Origin of the sequence: Legionella cardiaca (genome assembly GCF_029026145.1) — a bacterium.
GTDB classification, from domain to species: Bacteria; Pseudomonadota; Gammaproteobacteria; order Legionellales; family Legionellaceae; genus Tatlockia; species Tatlockia cardiaca.
In genome coordinates this window covers 2227989-2246178 of the sequence record NZ_CP119078.1, presented here as the reverse complement: position 1 = coordinate 2246178, position 18190 = coordinate 2227989, and the positions used below count along the sequence as shown (strand labels likewise).

Here is an 18190-nt window from a genome sequence, read left to right as displayed (position 1 = left end):
TAGGTGGTTTTTGTTTTTCTGATTCATCAATGGATTAATAGCATGGAAGTATTCTATGAGTGATTTTAATATATTCTTTTTTTGCTCAATAATTAATTTTATTGTTTGCACATAATTAATTTATAACGATAAGGATGTTGATATGAAAGCAATTTGCTGGCATGGAAAGAAGGATATTCGGGTGGAAAATGTTCCTGATCCTGAGATTGTTAATCCTCAAGATGCAATAATTCGTGTCACTGCTACTGCTATTTGTGGCTCTGATCTTCACCTTTACAATGGCCTAATGCCTACTATGGAATCGGGAGACATTTTAGGTCATGAGTTTATGGGGGAGGTAGTTGAATTAGGCTCGCGCAATAAAAAGCTAAAAATCGGGGATAAAGTAGTCGTTCCTTTCACTATCTCTTGCGGTAAATGTCATTTTTGTAAAAAGAAACTGTACGCCTGCTGCGAACTCTCGAATCCGAATGCTGAAATGGCGCGTCAACAAATGGGGCAAACTCCTGCTGGTATGTTTGGTTATTCGCATTTACTGGGAGGATTTTCAGGTGGTCAGGCCGAGTATGTAAGAGTACCATTTTCAGATATAGGGCCTATTAAAGTGCCTGAAAATATTCCTGATGAAAAACTTTTGTTTTTATCTGATATTTTTCCAACAGGGTATATGGCAGCTGAAAATTGTGGGATTCAAAATGGGGACACTGTTGCTGTCTGGGGTTGTGGGCCTGTGGGTCAATTTGCGATTCAAAGTGCCTGGATGTTTGGTGCAGGCCGGGTTATCGCTATCGATTGTGTCTCTGAACGTTTAAAACTAGCAGAAAAACTAGGCAATGCTGAAACCATCAACTTTAAAGAAGAAGATGTATTTGATGCTTTGATGGTTATGACAAAAGGTTTGGGGCCGGAGCGATGTATTGATGCAGTAGGCTGCGAGGCCCATGTCGGTCCAACGTTTGATTCTATTATCGATAGAGTTAAACAAGCGACTTATCTTACCACGGATAGAGCGCACGTTTTAAGAGAAGCAATTCAATGCTGTGGGAAAGCAGGCACAATTTCTATGCCTGGTGTCTATTTAGATACTTTGGATAATATTCCCTTTGGTGCTGCAATGAACAAAGGATTAACCTTTAGAATGGGGCAAACTCATGTTCAACGCTATTTGCCTATTTTGCTAAGAAAAATTATTGAAGGCAAAATTGACCCTTCTAAAATAATAACCCATCGAATTAAATTAAAAGCTGCACCAGAAGCGTATAAAAATTTTGAAGCCAAAGACGATGGCTGTATAAAAGTTGTCATGACACCTTAGGAGACATCAATGAATATTTATGAATATTTAAAAATGGACCATGATAAGGTAGACCATTTATTTAAGTTGTTTGAAGATTGCAAGTCCAAAAAACGCGAACAAGAAATTGCTGCGTTGATATCTCGAGAATTGTTAGTTCATGCTCATTCTGAACAAGAAACATTCTACAGGGCTCTGGCCCAACATCCCAAAACAAATGAAATCGCTCTTCATGGAGAAAAAGAACATCGAGAAATAGAGGAGCAGATTCAAGCTATTAATAAATCCTCAGAAAAACACTTTAAAGACGCAGTTTTAAAATTAAAAGAAATTGTTGAGCATCATGTGAAAGAAGAGGAAGGGGAAATATTTCGTAAAGCGAAAAGCGTGATTTCTGATAAAGAAGCAATGCTTCTTAAAGAAAAAATGCATTATTTGAAAGGTAAGTTTTTAATCTGGTTGGAAAAGAGGGAAAAGGAACTATTAAGAGCTGAGAAAAAAATAGAATACACCAAATCTAAACCTGTAAAAAATACCAGTCGAAATTCTTCAAGAAGCGAAACCAGGCTTCATTAGCAAAACGCTAAAATTCTAAAAAGCTTAAGTCGCGATTGCTTTTAAAAGAAAAGCAATCGCGCAGAAAATAATTGTAAAAATTAGTATAACACGTTCAGAAAAAAGTCATTTTTCATCGCTTCAATAATATTAGATGTTATTTCAAAGCATTGGCTAATCCTTGCAAAATAGAGTATTATTCGTGTTTGCTTCAAATAGAACCATTTTGGTACTATATTAAGAGTAACAAAATAAGACTTATTTAGTACTAGATTATTTGATGTGGGGGTGTTATGCTGCGCATCAGCAAATTGGCTGATTATGGAACAGTTGTAATGGTGTATCTCGCTAAGCACGCACAAACGCTGTGCAATGCTCGGGATATTGCATTGCATACCCATTTAACAGTGCCTACAGTCAGCAAAATATTGAAACGTTTAACTGCAGCGCGATTATTAACGTCTGTGCGTGGTGTAGCTGGTGGTTATCGCTTGCAACGATCTGCATCGGAGATTTCGGTGGCACAGATTATTTATGCGCTGGATGAGCAACGCGGTTTAACAGAATGCAGTTTGCAGCCTAATGAGTGCTCTTTGCAGGGAGTATGTCATATTCAAGGTAATTGGCGGTTAATAAGCCAGGCCATAGAAACCGCACTGGATAGTGTGAGTTTGGAAATGCTGGCTAGACCAACACTCCAGGCGATTGAAATAGACCGCATCAAGCAGTTGGCAAGCGGAGTTAGTAATGGCTAAAAGCAGTGAACAAATTAATTCCCTACTTGAAAGGGAATACCAACATGGTTTTGTGACAGACATTGAGGTAGATACCTTTGAGCCTGGTTTAAACGAGGACATTATTCGTCGTTTATCAGCTGTTAAAGGCGAGCCTGAATTTTTATTAGAGTGGCGTTTAAAGGCATTTGAATATTGGCAAACAATGCCTCATCCTGAATGGTCTAGTGTTCACTATCCACCCATCGACTATCAAGCGATCTCTTATTATTCAGCACCAAAAAGCAAAAAAGATGCGCCTAAAAGTCTTGATGAAGTGGATCCAGAATTATTAAAAACTTATGAAAAACTGGGCATTCCTTTAAAAGAACAGGAATTGCTTGCAGGTGTAGCAGTGGATGCGGTATTCGATAGCGTCTCTGTTGCGACAACATTCAAAGCAAAACTGGCGGAAGTAGGGGTTATTTTTTGTCCTTTTTCTGAAGCTGTACATAAGTACCCTGAGCTACTTCGCCAATATTTAGGCTCTGTTGTTCCTTATCGCGATAATTTTTATGCTGCTTTAAATTCAGCAGTATTTAGCGATGGCTCTTTCGTTTATATTCCGAAAGGGGTTCGTTGCCCGATGGAATTGTCGACTTATTTTCGTATTAATGCCGCATCAACAGGCCAGTTTGAGAGAACATTAATTATTGCGGATAGCGACAGCTATGTTTCTTACCTAGAAGGTTGCACGGCTCCTATGCGTGATGAAAATCAACTCCATGCTGCTGTTGTTGAGCTGGTTGCTTTAGATGGCGCTCAGATTAAATATTCAACTGTGCAAAATTGGTACCCAGGAGATAAAGAAGGTAAAGGCGGTATTTATAATTTTGTAACCAAGCGCGGAGCTTGCCGAGGCAAACGTTCTAAAATTTCTTGGACACAAATAGAAACAGGTTCAGCAATAACCTGGAAATACCCCAGTGTTATTTTACAGGGTGATGATTCGGTGGGTGAATTTTATTCCGTGGCGTTGACTAATAATATGCAACAAGCGGATACCGGTACAAAGATGATTCATCTGGGTAAAAATACCCGATCTACCATTATTTCGAAAGGAATTAGTGCTGGTCGTGCACATAATGCTTATCGTGGGTTAGTAAGAATTGCCCCCACAGCAACGAATGCTCGTAATTATACTCAGTGTGATTCCATGTTAATGGGAAGCGAATGTTCAGCTCATACATTTCCCTATATTGAAGTTAAAAATCCAACAGCACAGGTTGAACATGAGGCAACTACCTCGAAAATTAGTGAGGAGCAGCTATTTTATTGTCAACAACGAGGTATTGATACAGAAGATGCTGTGTCGATGATTGTTAATGGCTTTTGTAAGCAAGTCTTAAAAGAATTACCTATGGAATTTGCGGTGGAAGCCACGAAATTATTAGGTATTAGTTTGGAAGGGGCAGTAGGTTAATATGTTAACAATTGAGCAATTAAATGTCGCAATTAATGCGCAACCCATTTTAAAAGGGATCAATTTAGAGGTAAAACCTGGTGAAGTTCATGCTATCATGGGTCCTAACGGCTCTGGTAAAAGCACTTTGTCAAAAGTTTTAGCTGGGCATCCTGCTTATGAAGTCACTGACGGGAAAATTAATTATCTGGATAAAGACTTATTACCCTTGTCTCCTGAAGCGCGTGCTCAAGCCGGCATTTTCATGTCCTTTCAATATCCAGTGGAAATCCCAGGGGTTACTAATATCAATTTTCTCAAGGCCTCAGTAAATGCTGTGCGTAAAGGCCAAGGTAGAAAAACACTCGATGCAATTGAGTTTTTAAGTTTTATTCGTGAAAAATGTCAGCTATTAGACATGGATGAAAGCTTTTTATATCGCAGCATTAACGAAGGTTTTTCTGGTGGTGAAAAGAAACGCAATGAAATCCTGCAAATGTTAGCGCTTGAGCCTAAACTTGCGATTTTAGACGAAACAGATTCTGGTTTGGATATTGATGCTTTGCGAATCATTTCACAGGGTGTAAACGCAATGCGTTCCCCTGAGCGCGCGATTATTTTGGTGACTCATTACCAACGACTATTAAATTACATCGAACCCGATTTCATCCATGTATTAGCCAATGGTCGTATTATTAAATCGGGTGATAAGTCATTAGCCCTTGAGTTAGAAGAAAGAGGGTATAGCTGGCTTGAGGAGATGGAACAGGCATGAGCGAAATCCTTGATTTTTTTCAAAAGCAAGCTAAAGAAAGACTGTCGACTATTCCCTGGATAGCCGAGTTACAAACGAAAAGTTTGCAAGAATTAAGTGACTATGGTTTTCCTAATCGTCATCATGAAGATTGGAAATATACCGTCGTGGATGCATTGTTGCAGCAGCAATTTAGTGTACTCAAAACTCACGAGGCGGTAGAAGTTGCCAAATCAGATTTGCCCTTTAAAAATCAAATTATTATTCAAAATGGCCTAATTTTGGGCTTAGACGAGCTGGCCAAGCAATTGCCTGCTGGTGTTTTACTCCAACCTTTATCTCATGCCCTAACGCAGCATGAAGACAAATTAAAACCCTATTTTGATAAATTAGTGAAACATGAACATGGTTTTCATGCATTAAATACGGCACTTTGGCATACAGGTGTTGTAATTTATGTTCCGGCAGGAGTTTCTATTGAGGAGCCAATTGTTCTCTCACATTGGCAAGATAAAGAGCAAGCTTTGCATGCTCGTCACTTAATCATTATGGAGACAGGGAGTCAGGCCACCATTATTGAAGAGTATCGCGGTGCTGAAGGAACTAATTATTTTACAAATACAATTACTGAAGTACGAACGGCACCTCACGCCAAGTTAACACATTACAAGCTTCAGCGAGAGAGTAGAACCGCCTACCACATTGGTCAAATCTCCGTTCGACAGGAAAGAAATAGCCAATTTGATAGTCACTCTTTAAGCCTCGGTGGCAAATTGGTTCGTAGTGATATTAATTTATACTTACAAGAAGAAGGCGCGAAATGTTTGATGAATGGTATTTATGCACCCACAGAAGGCCAGCATATTGATCACCATACGATAGTTCACCATTTAGTACCTAACTGTCAAAGTGAGCAAGATTACAAAGGTATTTTAGCCGGTCGTTCACGAGCGGTGTTTAACGGTAAAGTAATCGTTGCAAAAAATGCTCAACATACGCAAGCAAAACAGCAAAATAAAAACTTATTGCTATCAGCGCAAGCTGAGATTGATACAAAACCACAATTAGAAATTTTTGCTGATGATGTGGTTTGCACCCATGGGGCAACAGTAGGACAATTAGATGAAGATGCTTTATTCTACTTGGCGACCCGGGGGATTAACAGGCAGGAAGCGAGTAGTTATTTAATTCATGCGTTTGCTGCTGAAAATTTACGTTTAGTTCCTCATCAAACACTTGCTGATTGGATGGGAGCTTTATTGAATCAGCAATTGAGGTAATAGCTATGAGTACAGCGACAGCTTTAATTGAAACACTGGATATCGCAGCCATTCGCAATGATTTCCCGGTCCTGGGACAAAAAATCAATGAATATCCACTGACTTATTTAGATAATGCAGCGACAACACAGAAACCACAAGCAGTGATTGATGCCATCACGCGTTATTATGAACATGATAATGCAAATGTACATCGGGGTGTTCATGCATTAAGCGTACGAGCTACCCAGCAATTTGAAGCAGTGCGTAATAAAGTACAACGATTTATTAATGCTAAATCCGCGCGCGAATGTATTTTTGTGCGAGGGACAACTGAAGGTATTAATTTGGTTGCACAAAGTTTTGTAGCCCCAAGAATATTGCCGGGTGAAGAAATTTTGATTACTCATATGGAGCATCATTCTAATATTGTGCCCTGGCAAATGGTTTGTAAAAAAACAGGTGCTCGTTTACAAGTAGCGCCTATCTCATTTGATGGTGATGTTTTATTGGATGAGTTTGAAAAGAAATTAAATGAAAATACAAAATTTGTAGCTATTAATTATGTTTCGAATGCTTTAGGAACCATTAATCCAGTTAAAAAAATGATTGAAATGGCCCACGCTTATGGGGCTTTGGTTCTTTTGGATGGTGCGCAAGCAACAGCTCATTTACCTATCGATGTACAAGCTTTGAATTGTGATTTTTATGCTTTATCGGGTCATAAAATGTATGGTCCTACAGGCATCGGTGTCTTATGGGGAAAGGAAAAATTACTTGATGATATGGCACCGTATCAAGGTGGCGGTGAAATGATTAATTATGTCACCCTGGAAAGCACAGACTATGCTCAGCTTCCTCATAAATTTGAAGCAGGTACGCCTAATATTGCGGGTGCCATTGGTTTGGGTGCTGCCATTGATTATTTATGGTCTCTAGATATGGAAGCGATTGCTGCCTATGAAGCTCATCTGCTGGATTATGCGACCCTCGCTGTGCAATCTGTAAAAGGATTTAATATTGTGGGAACGGCTAAGCAAAAGGTTCCTATAATTTCCTTTGTTCATGGAACTATTCATGCCCATGATATTGGCACGATTTTGGATGCAGCAGGAATAGCCATTCGGAGTGGTCACCATTGCACGATGCCACTAATGGATTTCTTAGGTGTTGCGGCAACAAGCCGAATATCGTTGTCTTTTTACAATACAAAAGAAGAAATTGATCGGTGCATAAAAGCGCTGCACAAAGTAAAAGAGGTGTTTGCATGAGCCTGGAATTGCGCGAACTTTATCAAGAAATCATTATTGATCATAATCGCAACCCACGTAATCACCACATTATGGAGAATGCGAGCACGCAAGCGCAAGGATTTAATCCTTTATGCGGGGATAAGCTAACGGTGTATATAAAGTTGGAAAATAATCAAATTACAGACGTTAGTTTTGTAGGTTCTGGTTGTGCAATTTCTCAAGCTTCCGCTTCATTAATGACAGACGCCTTAATCGGAAAAACAATGGACGAAGCTCATGAATTATTTCATCGTTTTCATACGATGATAACCAGTGATGAAGAGCAGGCTGTATCCTTAGATAAATTAGCTGTCCTTGCGGGCGTAAAAGCCTATCCTGCCAGGGTTAAATGTGCCACATTAGCCTGGCATACTTTGGAGGCCGCACTCAATAAAAGTAAGGAAACAGTTAGTACGGAGTGAGGGTGATGTTTGGTTTTAAAAAAAAACAGGATAACGACGTTTTGAAAGAACAGGTCATTGCAGCGTTAAAGACAGTATTTGATCCAGAAATTCCAGTGAATATTTATGATCTGGGATTAATTTACGATGTTGCTATTAATGAAGAGCAACATGTGCATATCCAAATGACATTGACAACACCTGGTTGTCCTGTAGCTCAAACTTTTCCAGGGACTGTGGAACAAGCTGTGAATCAAGTGGAGGGAGTCAGCGATTGTACGGTTGAATTGGTTTGGGACCCACCATGGACCCAAGAGCGTATGACCGAGGCTGCACGACTTGAACTTGGAATTTTTTATTAATATGAATGAGTTACTTTGGTTCCCCTCGGCATCGATTGACGTCTTGCGCAAACGAGCGTACTTGTTATCCAAAATTCGCAGTTTTTTTCAGGAAAGAGGTTATCTTGAAGTTGAAACACCCGTGATGGGGCGTTTCGGTATTACGGATGTCTATCTATCAAATATTAAAGCGACTTTCCGTAAAGAATCTTATTGTTTGCAAACCTCTCCTGAATATCATATGAAGCGCTTATTAGCTGCTGGTAGCGGTCCTATTTTTCAATTGGCCCGTGTTTTTCGAGATGATGAATTAGGACGATGGCATAATCCAGAGTTTACTATGTTGGAGTGGTATCAATTAGGTATTAATCACCATCAACTTATGGATGAAATGAATGATTTATTGCAAATGATTCTGCAATGTGAACCGATGCTTAGAAAAACCTATCAACAGAGTTTTCTTGAGGTTTGTGATTTTGACCCGCTATCAACTACAGTTCCTGAGTTACAAAAAATAGTAAAGTACTATGAGTTGGATAATGTCCTGTCAGCCGATGAACAAGATCAGGATCAATACCTGTTTCTATTGATGAGTCACGTTGTGGAACCTGCGCTTGGTCAAGAAAAAGTGCCGGTTGCTGTCTATGATTTTCCACCCTCTCAAGCAGCATTAGCCAAAATTAATCAAGGTGTCGCTGAGCGTTTTGAAGTATATTTTAAGGGTGTGGAGCTAGCTAATGGCTTTCATGAATTAACAGACGCTAACGCACAGGCTCAGCGATTTAATCAGGACTTGACCATTCGTCAACAACAAGGCTTGCCACTTCCTGAACCTGATAAGTACCTGTTAGAAGCCTTACACCATGGTTTACCAGCTTGCAGTGGCGTAGCACTTGGGGTTGACCGCTTATTGGCTTTAGCGCTCGCACAAACAGAAATTGCAAAAACGTTGGCTTTTGATTTTGCAAGAGCCTAGGCAACTCTCCATGTATAGTATCAATTCCCCCTCTCAACGCCTCTATTAAATCGAAGATGAGCCTTTTAATATAAAATTAATATAAATTTTATACAATGTAGGCTAACAAAGTACTTGTAATTAGAGAAGTGTCTGATGTTAACTGAAGAACGTTTGCGCCTTGCGATTGCTGAAGGGAATGTAGAACAATTTAAATACACCATACAGCATGCAGATCTTGAAACACTTACTGCAATTGACAAAGAAGGTAGAACCTTAGGGCATTATATTGCAAGGTTTAATCAGCCAGCCATGATGGAAATTTTGATTCAAACGCTTGAAAGCATAGATCGTACAAGTCTTTCTACTTTGGAGTATGGCGATTCTAATGATTTTACCGTTTTAGAGTATTGCTATTTGTATTCTGCTCCAAAAATTGTAGGGTTATTGGCGATGGCGAAGCCTCTGGATAGATCAGAACAATGTATCCTCGATAAAAATTCTGAACGACTAAAAAGTGCAATTCTTCGTATGCGTCTCAATGCTAAAATAAAAAATGCCTTATTTGCTGCTGCTGCAGGAGAGTTTTCTGCCTTCGAACTTATTATAAAAGAGCATGAGAAGGAGTTTTCCTTATACCGTACTAAAGAAGGCTGGTCTTTTTTACATTTTGCAGCCTTTAACAACAATATTAATTTCTGTATATCTTTTTTAGAAAAAAATGCAGTTAAAGCGAGTATAGAAGCAAAAGACAATAATGGAAATACTCCTTTTCTGGTTGCAATAGAGCGCAATTCACCGAAGCATCTTGAATATTTTTTAGAGATAGGCTGCGATATTCATTGCAGAAATTATCATGGAGAAAATGCTGTTAGCATTGCCGCTAAATTTGGACAGTTGATCACTGTAAAATATTTACAAGAAAAAGGTGTTGATCTTTTTGCAGTAAATGATCAAGGTGAAAGCGCATTAATGTTGGCGGCTAAACGTGGTTATTTTCATGTGGTTTCATTTTTAAAAGACACAGGTGTTCCCGCAAATACAAAGAATAAGAAAGGAGATTCCGCTTTTACTGCGGCATTAGAGTCAGGTTTTATCGATATTGCCAAGCTATTGATAGATGTCAGCACCGTTGAAGAGTTAAATGCAGCACTATTTGCAGCAATCCTCCGAGGAGATTTATCAACCACAATTTGGTTAGTAACCAATGGCGCTTCACTAACAACAAAGAATGCGGAAGGAAATACACCTTTTCTTGAGGCATGCATGTACGGCCACTTACCCATTATTAAGCTTTTTCTGAGTTTAGATATTCCCTTTACTAAAGACGAAAATGATAATGGAGAGAATGGATTATATCTTGCAATTCGAAATCGCCAGAAAGAAATTGTTCAATATTTTATAGAAGATCGCGTTTTTTCATTCCCACAAAATAATAAACAGGGACAAAGTCCACTACTTGCTGCTGCAGCAAGTAATGCAGCAGATTTAGTCGAATGTTTCCATGCTGCAGGTTATCGACTGGATGAGCAGGATAACGAAGGAAACACCGCTTTGCATCTGGCTTTTGCATCAGAAAAATACGGGGTAGTGGCTGAGTATTTTTTCTCGAATTGTCCCCTAATAGTCAAAAAAACAAATGCAGAAAGAAAAACTCCTTTACACATGGCAATTAAATATAAAAAAAATCATTACTTACCGTTACTAGTTAAATTCCATTCCGATTTGGAAGCTTGTGACGCAGAAGGAAATACCCCTTTACTGCTAGCAACTCGCACACGTAATTTTGAGGCAATGACGTTTTTACTTAAAGCCGGAGTTAACATTCATGCAAAAAATAATAACGAGGATACGGTTGCTACAATAACCACACTTAGCTGTTTTCCAGATACTTTGCGAGAACAAATTCTGCAAGCTCATCAAATAGATCCGCATGAATTTTTATATAGACGCAGACTTTATTTTATTTTTGGAGGAGAAAAGTTGAATGAAGTACTCGCATTTCCACAAGCAAAAATAAAACTAGGTTCTGGCGGAGTTGAGGAAGGAATGAGTATTTTGCATTCTTATCTTAAAGATTTTCTTGCTGAGAAACGCCCTGATTTATTTGGGCAATTCCAGCCATTATTAAAAGTCATGGAGAATTTTAAATCCTACTATACCCCAGCGCATATCTTATCCAGCTTAAAATTTAATGGACTTGTGTTTCAATCAACTGGTTTTCAAGGACACGCAATTCTTGCAACGTTAAAAAATCTAGAAGATGGTAGTGTGAAATTATCACTTGCTGAACGCGGTGCAAGAGTTGGAAATGCCCCTTTCCATCATTCAAAAAATAAACGGTTTGCTTCATTGAGAACGATTATAATTCCTAAAGGGAAACTGGAAGAAATTGTGAACCTTCTTTTTACTGCAAAAGATGAATCGCTCGGTGTGGCTATGGATATCCTCTTTAAGAAAATTCCAATGATTCTTGAACAGCCTTATAAATTTTTAAATATTTATCAAAAGAAATTTGTAGATATTTGTTTTTATAGTAATCCTAAAACAGGATTGTATGAGCAATTTATTGATATTTTGGGAACAGAGAGTAAATTATTTTATAAGCAATTTGAGCGCTATGTCCGTGAGAAAGAATTACAAAAATACGAAATATTTTGGCAAAAAAATCTTAAAGATGGCGACGTTGTGTCAAATCCCATTATTGTTGAGGCCCGTCACTTAATTGCGAAAAGAGAGGAAGAAATAAAAATAATGCAGCATAGTTAGTACTGTATAATTTTCCATAAATGCAATCGGTTTAATATTTTGTTAATAAAATTTGCATAAAATACGGACTTTAAGATGAATTTTTGATTATTTTGTTAAACACATATAGGTGAATTATGCAATTTGAAGGCAAGATGGAAAGCAGTTACAACGCATATTGGAATGGGGTTGTGGTGAGAACTTATAAAGCAATTAAATCTTATTACCAATCTGGTAATCAAGGTTTTTTTAAGGATACTTTCCCTATTACTCATCTGGTAAATAAATACTGTGACAGTGCGGAGTCAATACTTGGCAACCTTGCTCGACAAATGCCGGATATCGATGATGCCAAATACGCTAAAGATTATCTAGATCAGACAAAAACTGCTATTGTCGCAGATTTGAAAAAATTTAAAGCAAATTTAACTAATCAAGAAGCCCTTGCAAGAGTTACTCAACTTTTAAATAAACTTACTCCTGAACCAGTTGCTATTCAGCACACAGTTGATCAAACAGGTCACATGATACCTGCGTTTACTCAGAGTAATTCAGTACCCGCTTCTGTGAGTTCAACTATCGATAATGAATGGAACAAGATGATGTTTGCATTAGACCAGCAACATGTCTACGATGCTTTTGATATCAATCAACTCTATGTTAATCATGCTTCCAACGTTGAATCTAACGAAACAATGATGGAATTTACTTCAATGATGTAAAAATTTCATGCATGAGCATATTGAATGTTCATGCATGAATTAGTCAAATTCTTTTTTTAGGGCGGAAGAGAGTTGAGGAAAGCGAAATTGGTAGCCTGCTTCAGGAAGCCTTTTACCGACAACTCGTTGCCCTTGTAAAAGTAAACAGTCCCCCATTTCGCCAAATAACATACGGATAATCAATGCCGGTGTTCTGAGCCACAAAGGACGATTCATTGCTTGGGCCAGAGTCTTGGCAAACTCTGCCTGACTAACTGGATTAGGTGCAGTGACATTAAATTCACCAGTTAATTGTGGATTGTTAAGTAAAAAAAGATAAGCCTGAATAACATCTTCAATATGTACCCAGGAAATAACCTGTTGACCATTGCCAATAATGCTACCTAATCCTAAATAAAAACTTGGCGCTAATTTCTTTAGCATGCCTTTCCCTTTTTTTAGCACTACACCAAAACGTGTGATGGTTACTTTCATTCCATGTTCAAGAGCAGGTTGTAGCGCTTCTTGCCATTTTATTCCTATCTCGCTCATAAAATCAGTTGGATGCGCAAAATTGATAGGCGTATTTTCATCAAAAGTTTGCGAGTCTCCATTTTTTTGTAAACCATAAATTCCCACTGCATTCGCACAATAAAAATGAGGTTTAGCATTTTGGGCAACTGCCCAAGTGATTAATGATGTAGTAGTGTTCACGCGTGAATCAATAAGTAATTGTTTTACTTTATGATTCCAACGTGAGTCGCCAATATTATGGCCGCTGAGATTAATGATGGCATCATAGTTGGATGCGTTCAGATCAGGTAAAGTATCCCAGGTAGTTTGAGTTACGTTGGCAGAGAAATTTTGCTGTAACTTTTTTGTAGATCGTCCTAAAACTGTAATCTTGTTATTAGGCAGTAAAGCATTAACTAACTCATGGCCAATAAATCCTGAAGCTCCAGCAATTAAAATGTTCATATCAGTATCCTTGATGTCGAAGGCTTAAATGGACGGCATCAGCCAAGGAGGTTAGATGAAATGATGATTGTAGACTATTATTTAATGCTTGAATTGACAAGCGTCTGGAGGCGCTCATGAATTCTTTTTTCATTGGGCTGGCTTTTTTCCAGGCATCTTCAAAGGACTCATAGGGAGCAGGGTTAAGGTGAAGTATTTCGGCAACTTGTTGTTGCAGAGCGCCAATGCGTGTGGGATTGCCATCTGCTATGTTATAAATTGATGTGTGATTTGTTTTCATGACAAGCTGCAAGACAATATTAACCAAATCACCAATATAGATGTGATTGGTGTAGGGAGCTTGGTCTGGAATGATAAGGGGCGTTTGTGCAATTGCCGCTTGCAGCGGAATACGATCGGGCCCATAAATGCCAGCAATACGTAACATCAGTGCAGGAATTGATTGTTGTTGACAGAAGGATAGCCATTGTTTTTCTGCATCAAGTCGCCGCTGTTGTCGTAGACTATGGATATTGCAATGGGAATCTTCATCCACCCATGCCCCTTGATGATCACCATAAACCCCACTTGAGCCAAAATAAATAACCTTCGTAACTGAGTGAAGATTATTGGTTAAAAATTGCTGTAACCCGTTATCTTTCTCCTGATCGCCGATTGGAGGGATGAGATAGTAAATTATCGTATCAGATTTTTCCCATATAAAGGGCTCAGCAATGTCGCGACAAAGATGATTGACTCCGGGTAATTCAAAGGCTTTATCTATATGACGAGATATTGTACTGACTTGCTGTTGTTTGTTAGCTAAATGGCAGGCAAGATGGTAACCACAATAGCCATAACCTACGATCAAATGGTGCATAATTTTATTCCTGGGTATTGAAACGACATAGGTTCTGATAATCACATTGTTGACAAATTGCAGGGCTACCTGGTTGTGGCGGGCTATGCCCTTTAAGGAATTCATGTGCTAATTCATTTAATTGATCCTGCCAATGTTGTCGTAGTTCAGTCCAACTTTGTCCTTTTTTTAAGGTACTTATTCCGGATACAGCCAGTTTATCTTCACTGAGCCCCTTTGGAGTCAATTGACCAGCTTTTAGTTGCGTAAATAATAGTGTGTTAATGGTGTCGTCGAGGAGAGCATAGAGCAACAATTGAGGTTCCTTCGGACGCTCCTCATTCCATGGAAGACTTTGTGGCAAACTGGTTTTGTAATCAATAACCCATTTTTGACCATTTTCCATTTTGTCTAATCTATCAACTCGTACCTTAAAATCCATGTCACCTAAATTAATTGTAAAAGCTTGTTCTATTGCTTCAACCGTGAATGGTGGGCGTTGTCGCTCCCAATCCAGGCAAGCATGCACTAACTGTTTCAGGCGATCCAATTCAACTTCCTGTATTAGCTCAGAAAAAGAGTAGCTTCTTTGAGTAATAATTGGTTCTAAAGCAACCTTAATTGCATTTTCGATATGTGCATTTAATTGCGACTCATTAAGTTGCAAAAGGTACGCTTGAGTTTTTAATGTGCCCCATAATAATTCCATGACTTTATGAATTAGTTGTCCCCTTTCTTTGGCGTCAGGGCCATCGGCAGCTGCGACTGATGATTTGGCATGCAAACGATGAGCAGCAAAAGCACGAAAGGGGCATTTGGCTTGATTGGCTAAAATTGCTGTTCCGCCAACGATCCTTTCTTCGGAGATAAGCGGTAGCGAATAGTTTTCTGAAAAACATTCTAATTTAGAATGTTGCAAAGGCGTACTCTGTTCTCGTCTTGAGAAAGACATAAACTCCGCAATTAAGGGGCTTGCCATATTCGGTTTATCATCGCTTAATTGGGGATAGCTAAAAATAGTAAGATCACTGGCATTTTGTAAACGAGTCAGTGTTTTTTCCGCGAGATAAAGCTCTCTGGTTGGATCTGCGTGGGGCATAAGATATTCACGCTGTAAGGATACTGGGATGAAAGCCGAGAGTTTGGCATTTTTAGGTAAGCATTGATCAGTTAAACCTGTAACCCATAAACTTTCAAACGTACAACCAGATGCTTCAAGCAGGCCTAAAATTTGTATTGGAGTCGATGATTTTTGTGCCTGGAAAATGATCGATTCCGCTAACTCTTTAAAGGCAGTAAGTGCGTCGGTTTTATTCATCCGTTCTGTAATCAATGCAAATTGTTTAAATTCATCAAACAGCATCAAGAAGCGCTGATAGCATTGGTACATTTCTGAATTTAAAGAACGCTCTCCAGGAAAGCCTAACGTTAGAAGTCTTTCATAAAAATGTCGAATCCAAGTCTCTACACTTGCTTCTTCGGGATAACTCACTATCTTTTGCAGCAAATTAGCAAGCTTAGGTGCTTTGCTTTTTAATGCCTGGATAAAGGTCAACTGTGAAAAATGTGTTTCTTTTAGTGTGGCGTTATTCTCCATAAACTCTGCTCTGGCTAATAATTCTGTTTGAGAATAAGCAAGATAAGGCGAGTGAAGTAATAAACGAGCCTGGTGAAGATTTAATATTTTCCCATCCAGATAAAGCCACTCAAGAGCATGAGCTACTAAAGGATATTCGGCTAATGGTTTCCCCAGAGAAATATTGAATTGCGTTGGAGAAATATGACGTTGTAAATTGCGTTGTAATATTGAGGATTGCGCCTGTAAATCAGGTATGACAACGCCAATGCGTGTTTTCCCTTTATCCAGACACTCCTGTAACCAATATAAAAGCTGTTCATATTCATCTATTTCATTTTGCGCGGCATAATGATAAACACGATTTTGTTTTTTACTTAAATCATAATGATAGTTCTTACAGTCTTGGGCAGATAAATAGTGTTGTAACTTTTTTTGTTGGGGTGTGTAGTCATCAAAACATGCCCAAATTATTGTTTTACTGTCGAAACTATTTTTTTGCGCACATAAATAAGGCACTAGCTGAACTTCAGTTATTGCTCCAAGTCGCTGCAATTCTTGAGTTAGCTGTTGAACCCACTGTTGGAAACGTCGGGTTTGCTGGGTATAAGCAAAAGCGGGATGATCAAAATCAAGCAGCCATAAATGACTTCGAGTCCACGCCTCTTCAACTGCTTGTAATAAGCCACGATTCACGGTTACTTCAGATGACAGAATTTGCCGCCATAAATGATGTAATTGCTGAGTGGTTAATAGAATAGGGTGCGAAGCAAGCGCCTCGCGATGACAAAACTTTTGGAAAGAATTCAATAAAAAAGCACTATAAGGCAAGCAGCTTGGTTTTTCTTGAACGGTTTGGGGGAATGCATGTAAAAAATCCTTTAACAATTCATTACTTAGGCGATTATTGGGGGTAATAACGACAGCACCTGCCTGCATTAATTTTAGAAGTTCGTCTTTATTCATGGGTTACATCAGTATTATTTTTATTTGTTTGTTTTTTTCCTACTGCAACAAGCCCTGGCCAAAAACGTTTATTGAAATAGAGAGAAGCCAAGCCTGTTAAGGGGATAACCCATATGCCGAGAGTAATAGCTAGCGTCAACAAAATGGTCCCATAAAAGATAAAATAGTCCTGCCAATGTTGAAAACGGAGAATTAGCGACGAATCATTAAAATAATAGTGAGCAAAGAGCAAAAAACTTAAGAGTATAAGCATGAAGCAGGCAATCAACATCCCAATTAAAAAAGAACGTATTCCTGAGCCTTTTTGAGCTAAAATTTTCCCGAAGATGCTGCCTATTAAAATACCAAGAATTATGGAAACAAGTAATGCAGGTAAAAGTGGAATAAGGTTGCTGTCTTTTATAGATAACAAGGTATATTTAGTAAATAAGAGTAATAATAAATTAAAAACAATAAAAAAAATAACAGCAGCAAATCGGGGTGGCATGGATACTTGTTTATGTTCACTAGTCATCATGTTCATCACTTATTAAAGGATGTGTACCCAGTAATTACTTTCTGAGGAAGTTCAGGGACCTAAATGGGTACGTTGCCTTGCGTATTTTGAATGTAGTATGTCGTAAACTAAATGTCCACGCAAATACATTGCTGCAAATCCTGCTGCAATTGCAAGCCATAATCCGGCTAGTATGAAGCTATAAAACAGAGTAAATAGGAAATTAGCAAATATTTGTTGGAAATTATTATCTTTAAGAAGAAGTAAGCCCACATTATAAAACGGCAATGCTACAATCACCATTAAAAATCCATAGAGAAAGGCTTTCCTGCGATAAGGCTTTTTACTATGTATAATTAGCTTTCCAAAAATTGCACCAAAGCAACTGGCAATTACCACGGCCAAAAAAATCGCTTTAAATAGAGGTAAAAAAGGACCTGCACCCAATAAATGAAGAATAACATCAATAATGCAGGTCACAATAACAGCCAGCAAAGCAAAATAAATTGCTGCAAGTAAACGTGGGTTAGAAATAGTAAGGGCTTTATCTTCATGACTCATGATAGAACTCCTCATAAACAAGTATTTAAACCAGCCCTATGATTGCTTTTATGGGTCCAATCAAACACGATCCTTCTTATAATTTTAGACCATATTTGTGGTTGAGAAATAAGCCTGGACGGTTGTGTTAGGTCATTCTTCACTAGGTTCGGAATAAAAGTCGTCATATTTTTCTGAACAACTCATCGATTTTTTTATAGTTATACTCTTTATATGTAGTGGCAAATTATTTATGTACAAAAAACTGACGATACCTCAGACTCGAATGACGAAAGGAACCGTTTTGAATTTTTTAAGGAT

17 protein-coding genes are annotated in these 18190 nt (G+C 38.4%); 12 read left to right on the top strand and 5 right to left on the bottom strand.

What is annotated here, in order from left to right; translation table 11 throughout:
* Positions 1–142: 142 nt before the first annotated feature.
* The 12 genes from PXX05_RS09565 (at position 143) to PXX05_RS09510 (ending at position 12496) form a co-directional block, all read left to right on the top strand.
* Complete coding sequence (locus tag PXX05_RS09565) at positions 143–1315, top strand: zinc-dependent alcohol dehydrogenase (RefSeq protein WP_275088001.1); 1173 nt, start codon at positions 143–145, stop codon at positions 1313–1315.
* Between the two features lie 9 nt (positions 1316–1324).
* Entirely contained in the window at positions 1325–1870 is a 546-nt protein-coding gene (locus PXX05_RS09560) for a hemerythrin domain-containing protein (RefSeq protein ID WP_275088000.1), read from the top strand.
* A 272-nt stretch (positions 1871–2142) separates the two neighbouring features.
* Positions 2143–2604 (top strand): SUF system Fe-S cluster assembly regulator, encoded by a 462-nt coding sequence (locus PXX05_RS09555; protein ID WP_275087999.1) that lies wholly within the window; start codon positions 2143–2145, stop codon positions 2602–2604.
* Positions 2597–4045, top strand: a complete 1449-nt coding sequence (gene sufB, locus PXX05_RS09550) for a Fe-S cluster assembly protein SufB (protein ID WP_275087998.1) — start codon at positions 2597–2599, stop codon at positions 4043–4045. Before PXX05_RS09555 ends, sufB begins: the two co-directional genes overlap by 8 nt.
* Position 4046: 1 nt before the next feature.
* Positions 4047–4799, top strand: coding sequence for a Fe-S cluster assembly ATPase SufC (sufC, locus tag PXX05_RS09545; protein WP_275087997.1), 753 nt, complete (start codon positions 4047–4049; stop codon positions 4797–4799).
* Positions 4796–6058, top strand: coding sequence for a Fe-S cluster assembly protein SufD (gene sufD, locus PXX05_RS09540; protein WP_275087996.1), 1263 nt, complete (start codon positions 4796–4798; stop codon positions 6056–6058). Before sufC ends, sufD begins: the two co-directional genes overlap by 4 nt.
* Positions 6059–6063: 5 nt before the next feature.
* Positions 6064–7308, top strand: a complete 1245-nt coding sequence (locus tag PXX05_RS09535; protein WP_275087995.1) for a cysteine desulfurase — start codon at positions 6064–6066, stop codon at positions 7306–7308.
* Positions 7305–7751, top strand: a complete 447-nt coding sequence (gene sufU / locus PXX05_RS09530) for a Fe-S cluster assembly sulfur transfer protein SufU (protein WP_275087994.1) — start codon at positions 7305–7307, stop codon at positions 7749–7751. The genes PXX05_RS09535 and sufU overlap by 4 nt, the downstream gene beginning before the upstream one ends.
* Positions 7752–7756: 5 nt before the next feature.
* Positions 7757–8092, top strand: coding sequence for an SUF system Fe-S cluster assembly protein (locus PXX05_RS09525; protein ID WP_275087993.1), 336 nt, complete (start codon positions 7757–7759; stop codon positions 8090–8092).
* A 1-nt stretch (position 8093) separates the two neighbouring features.
* A complete protein-coding gene (epmA, locus tag PXX05_RS09520) occupies positions 8094–9047 on the top strand; it encodes an elongation factor P--(R)-beta-lysine ligase (protein ID WP_275087992.1) in 954 nt (317 codons plus the stop codon).
* Positions 9048–9182: 135 nt separating this feature from the next.
* On the top strand, positions 9183–11795 hold the full coding sequence (locus tag PXX05_RS09515; RefSeq protein WP_275087991.1) for an ankyrin repeat domain-containing protein: 2613 nt from the start codon (positions 9183–9185) through the stop codon (positions 11793–11795).
* Between the two features lie 173 nt (positions 11796–11968).
* Complete coding sequence (locus PXX05_RS09510) at positions 11969–12496, top strand: hypothetical protein (RefSeq protein ID WP_275087990.1); 528 nt, start codon at positions 11969–11971, stop codon at positions 12494–12496.
* A 39-nt stretch (positions 12497–12535) separates the two neighbouring features.
* Here the strand turns inward: PXX05_RS09510 and PXX05_RS09505 are convergent, their stop codons facing one another.
* The 5 genes from PXX05_RS09505 to PXX05_RS09485 are packed head-to-tail and all read right to left on the bottom strand — an operon-like array spanning position 12536 to position 17890.
* Positions 12536–13453, bottom strand: coding sequence for a TIGR01777 family oxidoreductase (locus PXX05_RS09505; protein WP_275087989.1), 918 nt, complete (start codon positions 13451–13453; stop codon positions 12536–12538).
* A gap of 1 nt (position 13454) precedes the next feature.
* Entirely contained in the window at positions 13455–14312 is an 858-nt protein-coding gene (locus PXX05_RS09500; RefSeq protein WP_275087988.1) for an SDR family oxidoreductase, read from the bottom strand.
* A gap of 4 nt (positions 14313–14316) precedes the next feature.
* A complete protein-coding gene (locus PXX05_RS09495; protein WP_275087987.1) occupies positions 14317–16833 on the bottom strand; it encodes a PD-(D/E)XK nuclease family protein in 2517 nt (838 codons plus the stop codon).
* The gene (locus tag PXX05_RS09490) at positions 16826–17350 is read right to left on the bottom strand and encodes a hypothetical protein (protein WP_275087986.1); all 525 of its coding nucleotides are present in this window, start codon (positions 17348–17350) and stop codon (positions 16826–16828) included. Before PXX05_RS09490 ends, PXX05_RS09495 begins: the two co-directional genes overlap by 8 nt.
* A 51-nt stretch (positions 17351–17401) precedes the next feature.
* Positions 17402–17890 (bottom strand): hypothetical protein, encoded by a 489-nt coding sequence (locus PXX05_RS09485; RefSeq protein ID WP_275087985.1) that lies wholly within the window; start codon positions 17888–17890, stop codon positions 17402–17404.
* Positions 17891–18190 lie beyond the last annotated feature (300 nt).